The organism is Salmonella sp. SSDFZ54 (assembly GCF_004010735.1).
GTDB classification, from domain to species: Bacteria; Pseudomonadota; Gammaproteobacteria; order Enterobacterales; family Enterobacteriaceae; genus Salmonella; species Salmonella enterica.
Genome location: NZ_CP034819.1, coordinates 2,972,340 through 2,986,971, shown reverse-complemented (window position 1 = coordinate 2,986,971; position 14,632 = coordinate 2,972,340). Strand labels below are relative to the sequence as shown.

The window sequence follows — 14,632 nt, the reverse complement described above, 5'->3', positions numbered from 1 at the left end:
CTCTTACAACCGAGAGAAATCATTGAAAAGTGCAAGCCCCATTAACAACACCAGCAAAATCGAGCCAATGCGATAACTAAAGTCTTGAACCCGCTCGGATACCGGCCCGCCCTTAAGCTTTTCAATCGCCAGGAACAGCAGATGACCCCCGTCAAGAACGGGCAGCGGAAACAGGTTAATTATCCCTAAGTTCACGCTGATTAGCGCAAGGAACATCAGGTAATAAATCACCCCGAACTCCGCTGACATCCCAGCCCCCTGAGCGATAGAAATCGGCCCACTGAGGTTGTTCAGTTTCACATCACCGGTTATCAATTTACCCAGCATACTGACCGTCAGCTTCATCAACTGCCACGTCTTATCCGTGGCTTCGAGGATGGCGCTAAAAGGCCCATACTGGCGTATAGTCTTGTACTCTTCCGGCAGAGGAATAATTTTAGGCACCACGCCTGCAAACCCTTCCGCCTTTCCGTTAACCGATTTCGTATCCGGCGTTAACGTCAACGACAAGGCGCTCCCCTGCCTTTCAATCTCTAACGCTAACGGCTTACCGGGATTATCGCGTACAAACGTCACGAATTTCATCCACTGCGTTAACGGCTGACCATCGACTTTAACGATCCTGTCGCCCGCTTGCAAACCCGCTTTACTGGCTGCGGAATTCGCCTGCACTTCTGACAGTACCGGTTCAATCTGTGGCCCGCGGGGCCGAATCCCTAAAGAAGATACAGGATCTTGCTTATCAGGCTCAAATGCCCAGTGACGTAAATCAAGCGTTTTGTCCTGCCGCTGGTCGCTACCAAACGGCGCGACGCTCACCGTCGTCTGCTGATCACCAATTTTGGACACCAGTTGTAAACGCACGGCATCCCAATCAGGGGTTTCGATACCATCAACGGCTTTAAGTTCCGTACCAGGCGCAATTTGCGCCTGCGCAGCAATCGAGTTGGGCGTTATTTCGCCAATGACCGGACGAACGCCAGGGACGCCGATGATAAAGACCAGCCAGTAAGCAAAGATAGCAAAAATGAAGTTCGCAACCGGACCTGCGGCAATAATTGCGGCGCGCTGGCCCACCGTTTTGTTATTGAAGGCGTGACGACGCAATTCCGGCGCTACCGGTTCGGCGCGTTCATCCAGCATTTTGACGTAGCCGCCCAGCGGGATCAGGGCGATGACATACTCGGTGCCGTACCGATCGGTACGACGCCAGAGCGCTTTGCCAAAACCGATGGAAAAGCGCTCAACTCGCACACCGCAGCGCCGGGCAACCCAGAAATGACCAAATTCATGCACAGTGATCAGCACGCCCAGTGCGATGATGAATGCAGCCAGATTCCAGAGAATACTCAGCATAAAACCTTCCGTTAGAGCGTCCTGAACACCAGTAACAACAGGCAAGCAAAGACCGGTACGGCAGCCGTCAGGCTGTCAATTCGGTCCAGAATGCCGCCATGGCCTGGAATCAAGTGGCCGCTATCCTTAATTCCTGCTTCGCGCTTAAACATACTCTCGGTGAGGTCGCCCAGTACAGAAGCCAGAGCCGCCACCACAGAGCAAATCAGCAAGATAACAGGCGCAACATTCAGATTCGCCCACATACCGTAACCCCATGAGATCACGGCAGCCGTAGCAAGCCCGCCGATAAACCCTTGCCAGGTTTTACCCGGGGAAACCTTCGGCGCCAGCTTATGTTTGCCAAACAATTTACCAAACATATACGCGCCAGAGTCCGCTCCCCAGACCAGGATCATGACATAGAGTAGCCATATTGCGCCACTGTAATGATTCTCGTCATAGTGCCAGGCGCGCAGCGCCAGCATTCCCCAGAAAAATGGCACAATAGTTAACAAACCGAAAATGAGACGCAATGTTTTTGAGTTGCGCCAGATTGCCGCCGAACCGGGATAAAATAGCACCAGCAGTAGCGCGACAACCCACCATCCTAACGATGCCCAAAGCGACATCTCAACCAGCGGTTGACGAATGTTGTGATGATACTCAGGCAACAAAAATAGCATCAGCGCCAATAACAGACCACACAGCACCGCCAGCCAAACCCGCTGTGAACGCGCGGCGAAACCGCTTAACTGTCCCCATTCCCACGCGGCCAGCATACAGACAACCAGCGTAATAATGGCGAACCCCACCGGCGGCAATAAAAAAAGCGCAGCGATGACCGCGGGTATTAACACAAAAGCAGAAATCAGGCGATACTTCAGCAAAAGCAACCCCCATCAGGCTTTGTCATCACCAGGCTCGGTACCGCCGAAACGACGCTCTCGATTAGCAAAGGCATGCAGCGCACCTTCAAAGTCTTGTTCATCGAAATCGGGCCAAAGAACATCCGTAAAGTAAAGTTCGGCATAGGCAATTTGCCAAAGCAAAAAGTTACTAATGCGATGCTCTCCCCCAGTCCTAATTACTAAATCCACAGGCGCCAGCTCATGCATACAGATTTGCTGGCCTAGTCTCTCTTCATCAATCTGATCGGGGCGCAGCACTCCAGCCTGCACCTGTTCCGCCAGTTGTCGGACTCCCTGGACAATATCCCAACGTCCGCCGTAATTCGCAGCGATATTCAGCGTTAGACCCGTATTATGGGCGGTAAGCGCTTCTGATTTGCGAATACGTTCTTGTAAACGTGAGTTGAATCGACTGATATCGCCGATAATACGCAGGCGAACGTTATGGCGGTGCAGGCTTTTGACTTCGCTATCCAGCGCCCACACAAACAGCTCCATTAACGCGCTCACTTCCTGCGCCGGTCGGTTCCAGTTTTCACTACTAAAGGCATACAGCGTTAACGCATCAATACCGTTATTGGCAGCAAAAGAGACCGCTCGCCGGACGGACTTCGCTCCGGCTTTATGCCCAAAGGCCCGGATCTTCCCTTGCTTTTTCGCCCAGCGACCATTGCCATCCATAATTATTGCAACATGACGGCAGCCATGCGCTGGCAAATTTTCGCTTACTGGTTGAGTTGCAGACAACATAACGCGTTTTTTGTCCCTGAAAGGATTTAGCGGTACTCAGGAATACTGAAGCCTTTATACACATTCTCTTCGGTTCGCTTCGCGGATGACTGCGCGTCATCGCCCCTGTCGTGCGCTGTCTGCGCACGCCGGGAACGTATTCGCCTGCCGTCCCGATGCGTCCTGAATGATTTTGTGTATCCACAAAAAAGCCGTGTAAAACCACGGCTAACCTGACCGAAAAAAGCCAAAAACCTGCGATCAGGTGGCGCAGACTATATCACCGAAGCCCAACGCTAACAAATAGCACGATCTTCTGTCGCGGGATAATCGTCAGCGTGAGAGCCGTATCACTTGTTTTCTGGCTACTTCACGCGCGATGGCGTCAACCTGCAATACGTCCTCAACGCTTGCCGGTTCCTGTAAATCCATCCTCTCCAGCACCGCTAAATTGAGCCCGGCGATATCGGTAAAACGAATCTGTTGCGCCAGAAACGCGGCAACGGTGATTTCGTTTGCCGCATTGAGCGCCGTCGTTGCCGCCTGACCTTGCTCAAACGCCTCCATCGCCAGCTTCAGGCACGGATAACGCTGATAATCTGGCGCGCTAAACGTCAGCGCGCTGAGCTTGCAAAAATCGAGCGGCTGCGCGCCGGACGTGACGCGATTCGGCCATGCCATCGTATGCGCAATAGGCGTACGCATGTCAGGTTCTCCAAGCTGCGCCAGGACGCTGCCGTCCTGATAACGCACCATCGAATGAATGACCGATTGCGGATGGATCAACACTTCCATCTGACGTGCGCTGGCATTAAATAACCAACGCGCTTCAATGTATTCCAGACCTTTATTCATCATGGTGGCGGAGTCGACGGAGATTTTTCGCCCCATCGACCAGTTCGGATGACGACATGCCTGATCCGGCGTCATCGCTGCCAGATCGCACATTGGCGTTTCACGAAACGGGCCACCAGACCCGGTAAGCAAAATCGACGTTACGCCATTTTGCTCAAGGTCAGCGTATCCCAGATTATGCTGAATAGATTGCGGCAAACTCTGAAAAATCGCGTTATGTTCGCTATCGACGGGTAAAAGCCGGGCGTTGCTGCGTTTTACTTCGTCCATAAACAGCCGCCCGCAGGTCACCAGCGATTCTTTATTCGCCAGCAGAATCGTCTTCCCTGCGCGGATCGCCGCCAGGGTCGGCAGTAAACCAGCCGCGCCCACAATGGCCGCCATCACATGCCCGACCTCATCAAGCGCCGCCATCTCACAGGCAGCCTGCTGACCGCTCAGAACCTCGGTGCGGCTGCCATGCTGCTGAAGCATTATTTTGAGCTGTTCTGCACTCGACGTATCGTCCATCACGGCATAACGCGGCGAGAACTCCAGGCACTGCTCCGCCATGCGGGCGACATTTTTACCCGCCACCAGCGCGATAACGCGGAAGCTATCAGGATTATGGCGCACCACGTCCAGTGTGCTGCAACCAATAGAGCCGGTCGAGCCCAGAATGGTTAATTGCTTCATGAAACGTCCAGAAGTGTTGAAACGGAATAAAAAGCAAAACGCCGCACAGGAGACCTGATAATGTCTTCTGCGCGGCGCTTTGTACACCACTCATCCGCCAGGTTTAGCGGTGGAATGAGTTTATATCTGCGTACAGATCAATCAGAACTGCATCAGTTCTGCTTCTTTATCTGCCAACGCCGCATCCACTTTCTTAATTGCCGCGTCGGTCATTTTCTGTACTTCTTCCTGAGAGCGACGATCGTCATCTTCACTGATCGCTTTATCTTTCAGCAGAGCTTTTACTTTATCGTTCGCATCACGACGGACGTTACGAACGGCGACACGCGCCTGCTCCGCTTCGCCACGGACAATTTTCGTCAGATCTTTACGACGTTCTTCGGTCAGCGGCGGCAGCGGAACGCGAATATCGGTGCCCGCAGAGCTTGGATTCAAACCGAGGTCTGACGCCATGATCGCTTTTTCAACGGCTGGCCCCATAGAACGGTCAAACACGTTAATTTTTAAGGTACGGGAGTCTTCTACCGTTACGCTTGCCAACTGACGCAGCGGGGTCGGAGTGCCATAGTATTCTACGACAATACCATCCAGCAGGCTGGGAGAAGCACGACCCGTGCGCACTTTGCTGATTTGGGTTTTGAACGCTTCAACGCATTTTTCCATGCGTACTTCAGCATCTTTTCTGATATCGCTAATCACGTTACGAATCCTTGAAAACTAGTCTCAGTCAGACCAGACGGTCACACAATACAAAGATGTGCTAAGTATAGTCTCGTTTAATTTCTGCCAGGTAATAAGACCCGTCAATAGAACAGAATCTTACCCGTATTTGGCGCTCACGGGAATTATTCCGTGATTAACGTCCCTTCTTTTTCGCCCATCACCACACGACGCAGCGCGCCTGGTTTGTTCATGTTGAAAACACGAATCGGCAGTTTGTGGTCACGAGCCAGCGTGAACGCCGCCAGATCCATCACTTTCAGCTCTTTATCCAGCACTTCGCTGTAAGTCAGCTGATCGTACATGGTCGCGGAAGGATCTTTTGCCGGATCGGCAGTGAATACGCCATCCACTTTGGTCGCTTTCAGTACGACATCCGCTTCAATTTCGATCCCGCGCAGACAGGCCGCAGAGTCGGTAGTGAAGAACGGGTTACCCGTACCTGCAGACAGAATCACAACACGGTTATTACGCAGCAGGCTAATCGCCTCGGCCCAACTGTAGTTGTCGCACACGCCGTTTAAAGGAATTGCCGACATCAGGCGGGCGTTCACATAGGCGCGGTGAAGCGCATCACGCATTGCCAGGCCGTTCATGACGGTGGCCAACATGCCCATGTGGTCGCCCACAACGCGGTTCATCCCCGCTTTTGCCAGACCCGCGCCACGGAACAGGTTACCACCGCCAATCACCACACCAACCTGAATACCCAGTTCAACCAGTTCTTTGATCTCCTGAGCCATACGATCCAGTATGCTTGCATCAATACCGAAGCCTTCCGTACCCTGCAGAGCTTCGCCGCTTAATTTAAGCAGAATGCGTTTATAGACGGGTTTTGCATTGGTAGCCATGTTTCTTTCCTGAGACTGTCAACGATTGATATGAGTTAATTCCGGCGACATTGTACGTCGCATTTCAGCGCAGACGCCAGGCGTCGGCTGATTTTACAAGAGAGGCGCAAAAAGAAGCCGCCCTCAGGCGGCTCCTCAGGAAAATCAGGACTGCTTAGACATCGCAGCAACTTCTGCTGCAAAGTCAGTCTCGACTTTCTCAATGCCTTCGCCCACTTCAAAGCGGATGAAGCCAGTCACGTCAGCGTTGTGCTCTTTCAGCAGTTGGCCAACAGATTTGCTCGGTTCCATGACGAAAGGCTGACCAGTCAGAGAAACTTCGCCGGTGAATTTCTTCATGCGGCCTTCAACCATTTTCTCTGCGATTTCTTTCGGCTTACCGGATTGCATCGCGATGTCCAGCTGTACCTGGTACTCTTTCTCTACCACGTCAGCAGACACGTCTTCCGGCTTAACGAATTCCGGCTTGCTTGCCGCAACGTGCATCGCCAGCTGTTTAACCAGCTCTTCGTCAGCGCCTTTAGCGGCAACCAGAACGCCGATGCGCGCACCGTGCTGGTAAGAACCCAGAACGTCGCCTTCCAGGGAAGCGACGCGACGAATGTTGATGTTCTCGCCAATTTTCGCTACCAGAGCAACGCGCTCTTCTTCGAACTGTGCTTTCAGAACTTCTACGTCAGTGATTTTGCCAGCAACAGCGGCGTCCAGCACTTTGTCAGCAAATGCCTGGAAGCCAGCATCTTTAGCCACGAAGTCAGTCTGGCAGTTAACTTCCAGAATGAAAGCGACGTTGCCGTCGATTTTGGTTTTGATTACGCCGTCAGCAGCCACGTTGCCTGCTTTTTTCGCCGCTTTGATAGCGCCGGACTTACGCATGTTTTCGATTGCCAGCTCAATGTCGCCATTCGCTTCAGTCAGCGCTTTTTTGCAATCCATCATGCCTGCGCCGGTACGCTCACGCAGCTCTTTTACCAGGGATGCGGTAATTTCAGCCATTCTAAAATCCTCGAAAGATTTGATCTGCCCGGCATCAAACCGCACAGATATAAAAGTGAAAAAGGGGGCCATATACAGGCCCCCTAACCAAACGTGATACTACCTGGTCTATAAGGGCTCTCCCCTTCATATTTCGAGCCGCAGGCGCGTTGCCTTCACTCGCTCATCCCGGTCACTTACTGATGTAAGCTCCCGGGAATTCTCGAGCTTGCCGCCTTCCTGCAACTCGAACTATTTTAGGGAGTTATCAAGCCTTATTACTCGGCTTCTACGAAGCTTTCTTCCGCCTGGGAAGCCAGATCCTGAGAACGGCCTTCACGAACGGTTGCAGCGACAGCGCCCAGGTACAGGCTAACAGCACGGATTGCGTCATCGTTACCCGGGATAACGAAGTCAACGCCGTCCGGATCAGAGTTGGTATCAACGATAGCAAATACCGGGATACCCAGGTTGTTCGCTTCTTTGATAGCAATGTGCTCGTGGTCAGCATCGATAACGAACAGAGCGTCCGGCAGACCGCCCATGTCTTTGATACCGCCCAGGCTGTTTTCCAGTTTCTCAAGCTCACGAGTACGCATCAGCGCTTCTTTCTTGGTCAGCTTTTCGAAAGTACCGTCCTGAGACTGAGTTTCCAGGTCTTTCAGACGTTTGATGGACTGACGAACTGTTTTCCAGTTAGTCAGCATACCGCCCAGCCAGCGATGGTTCACGAAGAACTGGTCGCAGCTGTTAGCAGCTTCTTTCACCGCTTCGCTTGCAGCGCGTTTAGTACCAACGAAAAGGATTTTACCTTTACGAGCAGAGATCTTGTTCAGTTCAGCCAGAGCTTCGTTGAACATCGGTACAGTTTTCTCAAGGTTGATGATGTGAACTTTGTTACGCGCGCCGAAGATGAAAGGCTTCATTTTCGGGTTCCAGTAACGGGTCTGGTGACCAAAGTGAACACCAGCCTTGAGCATGTCGCGCATGGAAACAGTTGCCATGATTTAAAACCTCTATAGATTAAGTTGGGGTTATGCCTCCACGTATCCCATATTACCGACCCCAAAGGGCACCCCGGAATATGTGCCGATACGTGTGTGTTGTTACACAAAGTGAGATTTGTCGCTCCCGTCCATCGTGTGTAGTCTTCGAATGGATCGGAAGTCCGGCGCGCTTTATACCACAAATACGCCACCGACACCAATAATTGTTGGCACTCAGTGCTGAATTGAACGATGAATTTCGTGTTACAGGCAGTCGGCAAATTTTTGCATCCCCTGGAGCTTACGGCCAGTAAGTGACTGGGGTGAAAAAATGTCGCCAACGCACCTGTGGCACGAAAGGCGAAGTTCAGAATGATTCTCAATTTGGCAGGGTACACCCCTGACTGATACCATTGTCAGCACTTACACAATTATTGCCGAAATCATCGGCACTGATGGACAGAATTCATGGCTATCTCAATCAAGACATCTGAAGATATCGAAAAAATGCGCGTCGCGGGCCGTCTGGCAGCCGAAGTGCTGGAAATGATCGAACCGTATATCAAACCGGGCGTCACCACCGGCGAACTGGACCGTATCTGTAACGATTACATCGTTAACGAACAACACGCGATCTCCGCCTGCCTCGGCTACCACGGCTATCCGAAATCCGTCTGTATCTCTATTAATGAAGTGGTATGCCACGGCATTCCGGATGACGCTAAACATTTGAAAGATGGTGATATCGTCAACATCGACGTGACCGTGATTAAAGATGAATTCCACGGCGATACCTCGAAGATGTTTATCGTCGGCAAACCGACCATTCTGGGCGAGCGTCTGTGCCGCGTCACGCAAGAGAGCCTGTATCTGGGCATCAAAATGGTGAAACCGGGCATCCGCCTGCGCACCATTGGCGCCGCCATCCAGAAATATGCCGAAGGCGAAGGTTTCTCCGTGGTACGTGAATACTGCGGACACGGTATTGGTCGCGGCTTCCATGAAGAACCGCAGGTGCTGCATTATGATGCAGACGATGGCGGCGTCGTGTTGCAGCCTGGCATGACCTTTACCATTGAACCGATGCTGAACGCCGGGGATTACCGTATCCGCACCATGAAAGACGGCTGGACGGTAAAAACCAAAGACCGCAGCTTGTCTGCTCAGTACGAGCATACTATTGTGGTAACGGAAAACGGCTGTGAAATTCTGACGCTGCGTAAAGATGACACCATCCCGGCGATCATCACACACGACGAATAATGTTTTGCCTGATGGCGATGCCTTCGCATCTTATCAGGCCTACAAATTACACCTTTACTCAAAATCATTCGAGTTGCCTCAAGGCGGCAAGAGAGTGAATCTTCAGGAGCGTACATAAGTACGTGACTGGAGTGAACGAGCGCAGCCAACGTAGAAGCAACTTGAAGGATGAAGAGTAAATACGTAGGCCGGATAAGGCGTTCACGCCACCATCCGGCTTTTTAATGGGTGGCGCATATGAATACTCTTCCTGAACAGCACGCGAATACCGCACTCCCCACCCTCCCTGACCAGCCGCAAAACCCTGGCGTCTGGCCGCGCGCTGAACTGACCGTCGCCGGTATCAAAGCCCGCATCGACATCTTTCAACACTGGCTGGGAGAGGCATTTGACAGCGGCATTTGTGCTGAACAGCTTATTGAAGCTCGTACCGAATTTATCGACCAGTTGTTGCAACGCCTGTGGATTGAGGCCGGTTTCGGTCAGATTGCCGATCTGGCGCTGGTCGCCGTCGGCGGCTATGGACGCGGCGAACTGCATCCGCTTTCCGATATTGATCTGCTCATTTTAAGCCGCAAAAAGCTGCCCGATGAACAGGCGCAAAAGGTCGGCGAGCTGCTGACTTTACTTTGGGACGTCAAGCTGGATGTCGGGCATAGCGTACGTACGCTGGAAGAGTGTCTGCTGGAAGGTCTGTCTGATTTAACCGTTGCAACAAACCTCATCGAAACGCGCCTGCTGATCGGTGATGTCGCTCTGTTTCTGGCACTACAAAAACATATTTTCAGCGAAGGCTTTTGGCCGTCCGACAAATTTTACGCCGCCAAAGTAGAAGAGCAGAACCAACGCCACCAGCGCTATCACGGTACCAGCTATAATCTGGAGCCGGATATTAAAAGCAGCCCCGGCGGCCTGCGCGATATCCATACATTGCAGTGGGTCGCCCGACGTCACTTCGGCGCCACCTCGCTCGATGAGATGGTGGGGTTCGGCTTTTTAACCCCGGCTGAGCGCGCGGAGCTCAACGAGTGCCTGCATATCCTGTGGCGCATTCGCTTTGCGCTACATCTGGTGGTCAGCCGCTACGATAACCGCCTGCTGTTCGACCGCCAGTTAAGCGTCGCTCAACGCCTTAACTACAGCGGCGAGGGCAATGATCCGGTTGAGCGGATGATGAAAGACTACTTCCGGGTTACGCGTCGGGTGAGCGAACTTAATCAGATGCTGCTTCAGCTATTTGACGAGGCGATTCTGGCGCTGCCTGCGGATGAAAAACCGCGTCCTGTTGACGATGAGTTTCAACTGCGCGGCACGCTCATTGATCTGCGTGACGACACGCTGTTTATCCGCGAACCGCAAGCGATCCTGCGCATGTTTTATATGATGGTGCGCAATAGCGCGATCACCGGCATCTACTCTACGACGTTACGCCACTTGCGCCACGCCCGCCGCCACCTGAGCCAACCGCTGTGTTACATCCCGGAGGCGCGCACTCTGTTTCTTAGTATGCTGCGCCATCCCGGCGCGGTCAGCCGCGGTCTGTTGCCGATGCATCGCCACAGCGTACTGTGGGCTTATATGCCGCAGTGGTCACACATCGTCGGACAAATGCAGTTTGACCTGTTCCACGCATACACGGTGGATGAACACACCATCCGCGTAATGCTCAAACTGGAGAGCTTTGCGAAAGAAGAGACGCGCCAGCGCCATCCGCTATGCGTCGATCTCTGGCCGCGGCTTCCCCATCCGGAACTGATCCTGATCGCCGCGCTGTTCCACGATATTGCGAAAGGACGCGGCGGCGACCATTCGGTACTGGGCGCGCAGGATGTACTCACCTTCGCCGAACTGCACGGTTTGAACTCACGCGAAACGCAACTGGTCGCCTGGCTGGTGCGCCAACACCTGCTGATGTCAGTCACCGCCCAGCGCCGCGACATCCAGGATCCGGAAGTCATCAAGCAGTTCGCCGAAGAGGTGCAAACCGAAACACGGCTGCGTTTTCTGGTCTGCCTGACCGTCGCGGACATCTGCGCGACCAACGAAACCTTGTGGAATAGCTGGAAACAGAGCCTGCTGCGCGAGCTGTACTTCGCCACTGAAAAACAGCTCAGGCGTGGAATGCAAAATACGCCGGATATGCGTGAGCGCGTGCGTCACCATCAGCTTCAGGCGCTGGCGCTGCTGCGAATGGACAATATTGATGAAGCCGCGCTGCACAAAATCTGGACCCGCTGTCGCGCTAACTATTTTGTTCGTCATAGTCCAAATCAGCTCGCCTGGCACGCACGCCATTTATTGCAGCACGATCTACGCCAACCGTTAGTGTTGCTCAGTCCGCAGGCCACGCGCGGCGGAACCGAAATTTTTATCTGGAGTCCGGACAGACCCTATCTGTTTGCCGCCGTCTGCGCCGAGCTGGACAGGCGTAATTTAAGCGTCCATGACGCGCAGATCTTTACCACTCGCGACGGCATGGCAATGGATACGTTTATCGTTCTGGAACCAGACGGCAGCCCGCTGGCGGCGGATCGCCATGACGTTATTCGCACCGGTCTTGAACAGACCATTACGCAGCGTAGCTGGCAGCCGCCGCAGCCGCGTCGGCAACCGGCAAAGTTACGGCACTTTACGGTCGAAACGGAAGTCAATTTTCTGCCCACCCATACCGACAGAAAATCATTCATGGAATTGATCGCGCTCGATCAACCTGGTCTGCTGGCCAGGGTCGGACAAATTTTTGCCGATCTGGGAATTTCGCTTCATGGCGCCCGAATTACAACCATTGGTGAACGAGTAGAAGATTTATTCATAATCGCCACAGCGGATCGGCGCGCACTTAATAATGTGCTGCAACTTGAGGTGCAACAACGGTTGACAGCGGCCCTCAATCCAAACGATAAAGGGTAGTGTGTTTATTTATATGAAAGAGTTTAACAATGCAGCAGTTACAGAACGTTATTGAGACCGCTTTTGAGCGCCGCGCCGATATTACGCCGGTTAATGTAGATACCGTGACCCGAGAGGCGGTAAACCAGGTCATTTCTCTACTTGATTCCGGCGCGCTGCGTGTCGCAGAAAAAATCGACGGTCAGTGGGTCACTCACCAGTGGTTGAAGAAAGCGGTTCTGCTCTCTTTCCGTATTAACGATAACCAGGTTATCGACGGTGCGGAAAGCCGCTACTTCGATAAAGTCCCGATGAAATTCGCTGATTACGACGAAGCGCGTTTTCAGAAAGAAGGCTTCCGCGTCGTTCCGCCTGCGGCCGTTCGTCAGGGCGCATTTATCGCCCGCAACACCGTGCTGATGCCGTCTTACGTTAACATCGGCGCCTACGTTGACGAAGGCACCATGGTTGACACCTGGGCGACGGTGGGTTCCTGCGCGCAGATTGGTAAAAATGTTCACCTTTCCGGCGGCGTGGGTATCGGCGGCGTACTGGAGCCGCTGCAGGCTAACCCGACCATCATTGAAGACAACTGCTTTATTGGCGCGCGTTCTGAAGTCGTGGAAGGCGTCATTGTCGAAGAAGGTTCCGTCATTTCCATGGGGGTATACCTCGGCCAGAGCACCAAAATCTACGATCGCGAAACCGGTGAAGTTCACTATGGCCGCGTACCGGCAGGCTCCGTGGTCGTTTCCGGCAACCTGCCGTCAAAAGACGGCAAGTACAGTCTGTACTGCGCGGTGATCGTGAAAAAAGTCGACGCCAAAACGCGTGGTAAAGTGGGCATTAACGAATTATTGCGCACTATTGATTAAGCGAGTGAAAAGCGGGGGCGACAGCCCCCCTTTGCATTACGGCGAATGCGGTAACACGGTTTCCGGCGCAATCTTTGCCGCAAACGCCGAAGCCAGCGCAGTCAAAACGACATAACCGGCAACCAACGTCCAACTGTTATCATAGACTGCGCTTAACGCTTTAGCGATAAACGGCGTGAATCCCCCTGCCACAACCGCCCCCAACTGAGCGCCAATTGATGAACCGCTGTAGCGTACAGGCGGATGAAACAGTCCGGCGAAAAAAGAAGGTTGCACGGCATTCAGTGAATTATGACCAATGTTAATAAGCAGAACGTAGCCCATTGTCATCAGTATGAGCGAACGGCTTTCCAGCAGCCAGAAAAAGGGAAAAGCCATTGCCGCGACAAAAAGCGCGCCGAAAATATACACCTGACGGCAGCCACGCCGATCCGACATGATGCCAAATAGCACGTGCATGGGATACGCCAGCAGACAGGTGAACATTACAATGTACAGAATAGTCAGGCTGGCAATCCCAAGCTGCGTCGTCGCCCAGGAAACCGCGAAGACGGTGGCAAGAAAAAAGGGAACGCTTTCCGCAAAACGTAGAATTATAATCAGCAAAATGCTGCGCCATTGTTCTCGTACCACTTTGACCACCGGCCTTTCTTCTTTTTGCTGCATATGCTTAATGGCCTGCTGCTTTTTAAACGCACGGAAGACAGGCGTCTCATCCAGACGATGACGCATATATAATCCAGGCAGCACCAAAAGCGCACTGAGCAGAAAAGGAATACGCCATCCCCACAATAACAACGCATCCTTCGGTAATTGGGTCACGACTATAAATGCGCCTGTCGCCAATAATTGTCCCGTGAGTCCTCCTGTTTGCGATAGCGCGCTTAACCGCCCCCGGTGCTTTCCAGCAGCATATTCCACGACCATCAACATGGCGCCTCCCCATTCGCCTCCAACCATAAATCCCTGTAGAAAACGCAGAATAACCAGTAAAGCAGGCGCCAGCGCGCCAATACTGGCGTAAGAAGGCAGGCAACCGATGAGAAACGTGACCGCGCCCATCCCCCCTAACGTGATTAATAACGTGTTTTTACGCCCAAGCGTATCTCCCCTGTTGCCAAAAAATAGCGCGCCCAGCGGTCGGGAGATAAATCCCACGCCGAAACTGGCAAAAGAAGATAACGTTGCAGTCAATGGGCTGGCGCCAGGAAAAAAAAGCGGGCCAAATACCAGCGCGCTTGCCAGGCCGTATAATAGAAAATCATAATATTCAATGGAGTTTCCTATCCAGGCGGAAACCACCACCCGGCGAATAGTAGCATTATACGTTCCGGACATAGACTCCGCCTCTCAAGGTTATCGACCACTACCTCCGGTCAATTTCCCACACTGACCTCAAACGCTTTCTCTATAAACGGAATATCACGTTGAATTACTTAAGCTATCAATAACCGCCGCCCTTTTCCTCATTACGTTGCTGAGACGTCTTCTGCGATCAACCGCGCTTTTTTTGTATACACTGGTGGCGAAAAACCAATTTTTCGTTAATTATTCAAAAGTTATAGTGT

Annotated in this window: 12 protein-coding genes; 3 read left to right on the top strand and 9 right to left on the bottom strand. The window is 52.7% G+C overall.

All coding sequences use genetic code 11. The annotated features are described in order from the left end of the window. Nucleotides 1-3 precede the first annotated feature (3 nt). From rseP to rpsB, 8 genes are all read right to left on the bottom strand, one after another. The gene (gene rseP, locus EOS97_RS14745; RefSeq protein WP_000949017.1) at nucleotides 4-1,356 is read right to left on the bottom strand and encodes a sigma E protease regulator RseP; all 1,353 of its coding nucleotides are present in this window, start codon (nucleotides 1,354-1,356) and stop codon (nucleotides 4-6) included. Nucleotides 1,357-1,367: 11 nt separating this feature from the next. Next, nucleotides 1,368-2,225 (bottom strand): phosphatidate cytidylyltransferase, encoded by an 858-nt coding sequence (cdsA, locus tag EOS97_RS14740; RefSeq protein ID WP_000922422.1) that lies wholly within the window; start codon nucleotides 2,223-2,225, stop codon nucleotides 1,368-1,370. A 12-nt stretch (nucleotides 2,226-2,237) separates the two neighbouring features. Then, nucleotides 2,238-2,996 carry a (2E,6E)-farnesyl-diphosphate-specific ditrans,polycis-undecaprenyl-diphosphate synthase gene (ispU, locus tag EOS97_RS14735; RefSeq protein ID WP_000947413.1) on the bottom strand — a complete coding sequence of 253 codons (759 nt, stop codon included), beginning with the start codon at nucleotides 2,994-2,996 and terminating at the stop codon, nucleotides 2,238-2,240. A 312-nt stretch (nucleotides 2,997-3,308) separates the two neighbouring features. Continuing rightward, nucleotides 3,309-4,505, bottom strand: coding sequence for a 1-deoxy-D-xylulose-5-phosphate reductoisomerase (gene ispC / locus EOS97_RS14730; RefSeq protein ID WP_000811905.1), 1,197 nt, complete (start codon nucleotides 4,503-4,505; stop codon nucleotides 3,309-3,311). A gap of 141 nt (nucleotides 4,506-4,646) precedes the next feature. Further along, nucleotides 4,647-5,204, bottom strand: coding sequence for a ribosome recycling factor (gene frr, locus EOS97_RS14725; RefSeq protein ID WP_000622423.1), 558 nt, complete (start codon nucleotides 5,202-5,204; stop codon nucleotides 4,647-4,649). A gap of 146 nt (nucleotides 5,205-5,350) precedes the next feature. After that, nucleotides 5,351-6,076, bottom strand: a complete 726-nt coding sequence (pyrH, locus tag EOS97_RS14720; RefSeq protein ID WP_000224567.1) for a UMP kinase — start codon at nucleotides 6,074-6,076, stop codon at nucleotides 5,351-5,353. A gap of 144 nt (nucleotides 6,077-6,220) precedes the next feature. Further along, a complete protein-coding gene (gene tsf / locus EOS97_RS14715) occupies nucleotides 6,221-7,072 on the bottom strand; it encodes a translation elongation factor Ts (RefSeq protein WP_000808106.1) in 852 nt (283 codons plus the stop codon). Between the two features lie 257 nt (nucleotides 7,073-7,329). Continuing rightward, nucleotides 7,330-8,055: a 30S ribosomal protein S2 gene (gene rpsB / locus EOS97_RS14710; protein ID WP_000246886.1), complete on the bottom strand. Its 726-nt coding sequence runs from the start codon at nucleotides 8,053-8,055 to the stop codon at nucleotides 7,330-7,332. A gap of 450 nt (nucleotides 8,056-8,505) precedes the next feature. Between rpsB and map the strand changes: the two genes are divergently transcribed. The 3 genes from map (at nucleotide 8,506) to dapD (ending at nucleotide 13,064) form a co-directional block, all read left to right on the top strand. Then, entirely contained in the window at nucleotides 8,506-9,300 is a 795-nt protein-coding gene (gene map / locus EOS97_RS14705) for a type I methionyl aminopeptidase (RefSeq protein ID WP_001018214.1), read from the top strand. A gap of 237 nt (nucleotides 9,301-9,537) precedes the next feature. After that, on the top strand, nucleotides 9,538-12,210 hold the full coding sequence (gene glnD / locus EOS97_RS14700; protein WP_001094519.1) for a bifunctional uridylyltransferase/uridylyl-removing protein GlnD: 2,673 nt from the start codon (nucleotides 9,538-9,540) through the stop codon (nucleotides 12,208-12,210). A 29-nt stretch (nucleotides 12,211-12,239) separates the two neighbouring features. Beyond that, nucleotides 12,240-13,064, top strand: coding sequence for a 2,3,4,5-tetrahydropyridine-2,6-dicarboxylate N-succinyltransferase (dapD, locus tag EOS97_RS14695; protein WP_001186676.1), 825 nt, complete (start codon nucleotides 12,240-12,242; stop codon nucleotides 13,062-13,064). Nucleotides 13,065-13,100: 36 nt separating this feature from the next. On the opposite strand, the gene EOS97_RS14690 is transcribed toward dapD, so the two are convergent. Continuing rightward, a complete protein-coding gene (locus EOS97_RS14690; protein ID WP_000017186.1) occupies nucleotides 13,101-14,402 on the bottom strand; it encodes an MFS transporter in 1,302 nt (433 codons plus the stop codon). Between the last annotated feature and the right edge of the window lie 230 nt (nucleotides 14,403-14,632).

Coding starts and splice junctions, on each gene's coding strand:
- rseP (WP_000949017.1), bottom strand. CDS start 1,356: ATGCTGAGTATTCTCTGGAATCTGGCTGCATTCATCATCGCACTGGGC.
- ispU (WP_000947413.1), bottom strand. CDS start 2,996: ATGTTGTCTGCAACTCAACCAGTAAGCGAAAATTTGCCAGCGCATGGC.
- ispC (WP_000811905.1), bottom strand. CDS start 4,505: ATGAAGCAATTAACCATTCTGGGCTCGACCGGCTCTATTGGTTGCAGC.
- pyrH (WP_000224567.1), bottom strand. CDS start 6,076: ATGGCTACCAATGCAAAACCCGTCTATAAACGCATTCTGCTTAAATTA.
- tsf (WP_000808106.1), bottom strand. CDS start 7,072: ATGGCTGAAATTACCGCATCCCTGGTAAAAGAGCTGCGTGAGCGTACC.
- rpsB (WP_000246886.1), bottom strand. CDS start 8,055: ATGGCAACTGTTTCCATGCGCGACATGCTCAAGGCTGGTGTTCACTTT.
- map (WP_001018214.1), top strand. CDS start 8,506: ATGGCTATCTCAATCAAGACATCTGAAGATATCGAAAAAATGCGCGTC.
- glnD (WP_001094519.1), top strand. CDS start 9,538: ATGAATACTCTTCCTGAACAGCACGCGAATACCGCACTCCCCACCCTC.
- dapD (WP_001186676.1), top strand. CDS start 12,240: ATGCAGCAGTTACAGAACGTTATTGAGACCGCTTTTGAGCGCCGCGCC.
- EOS97_RS14690 (WP_000017186.1), bottom strand. CDS start 14,402: ATGTCCGGAACGTATAATGCTACTATTCGCCGGGTGGTGGTTTCCGCC.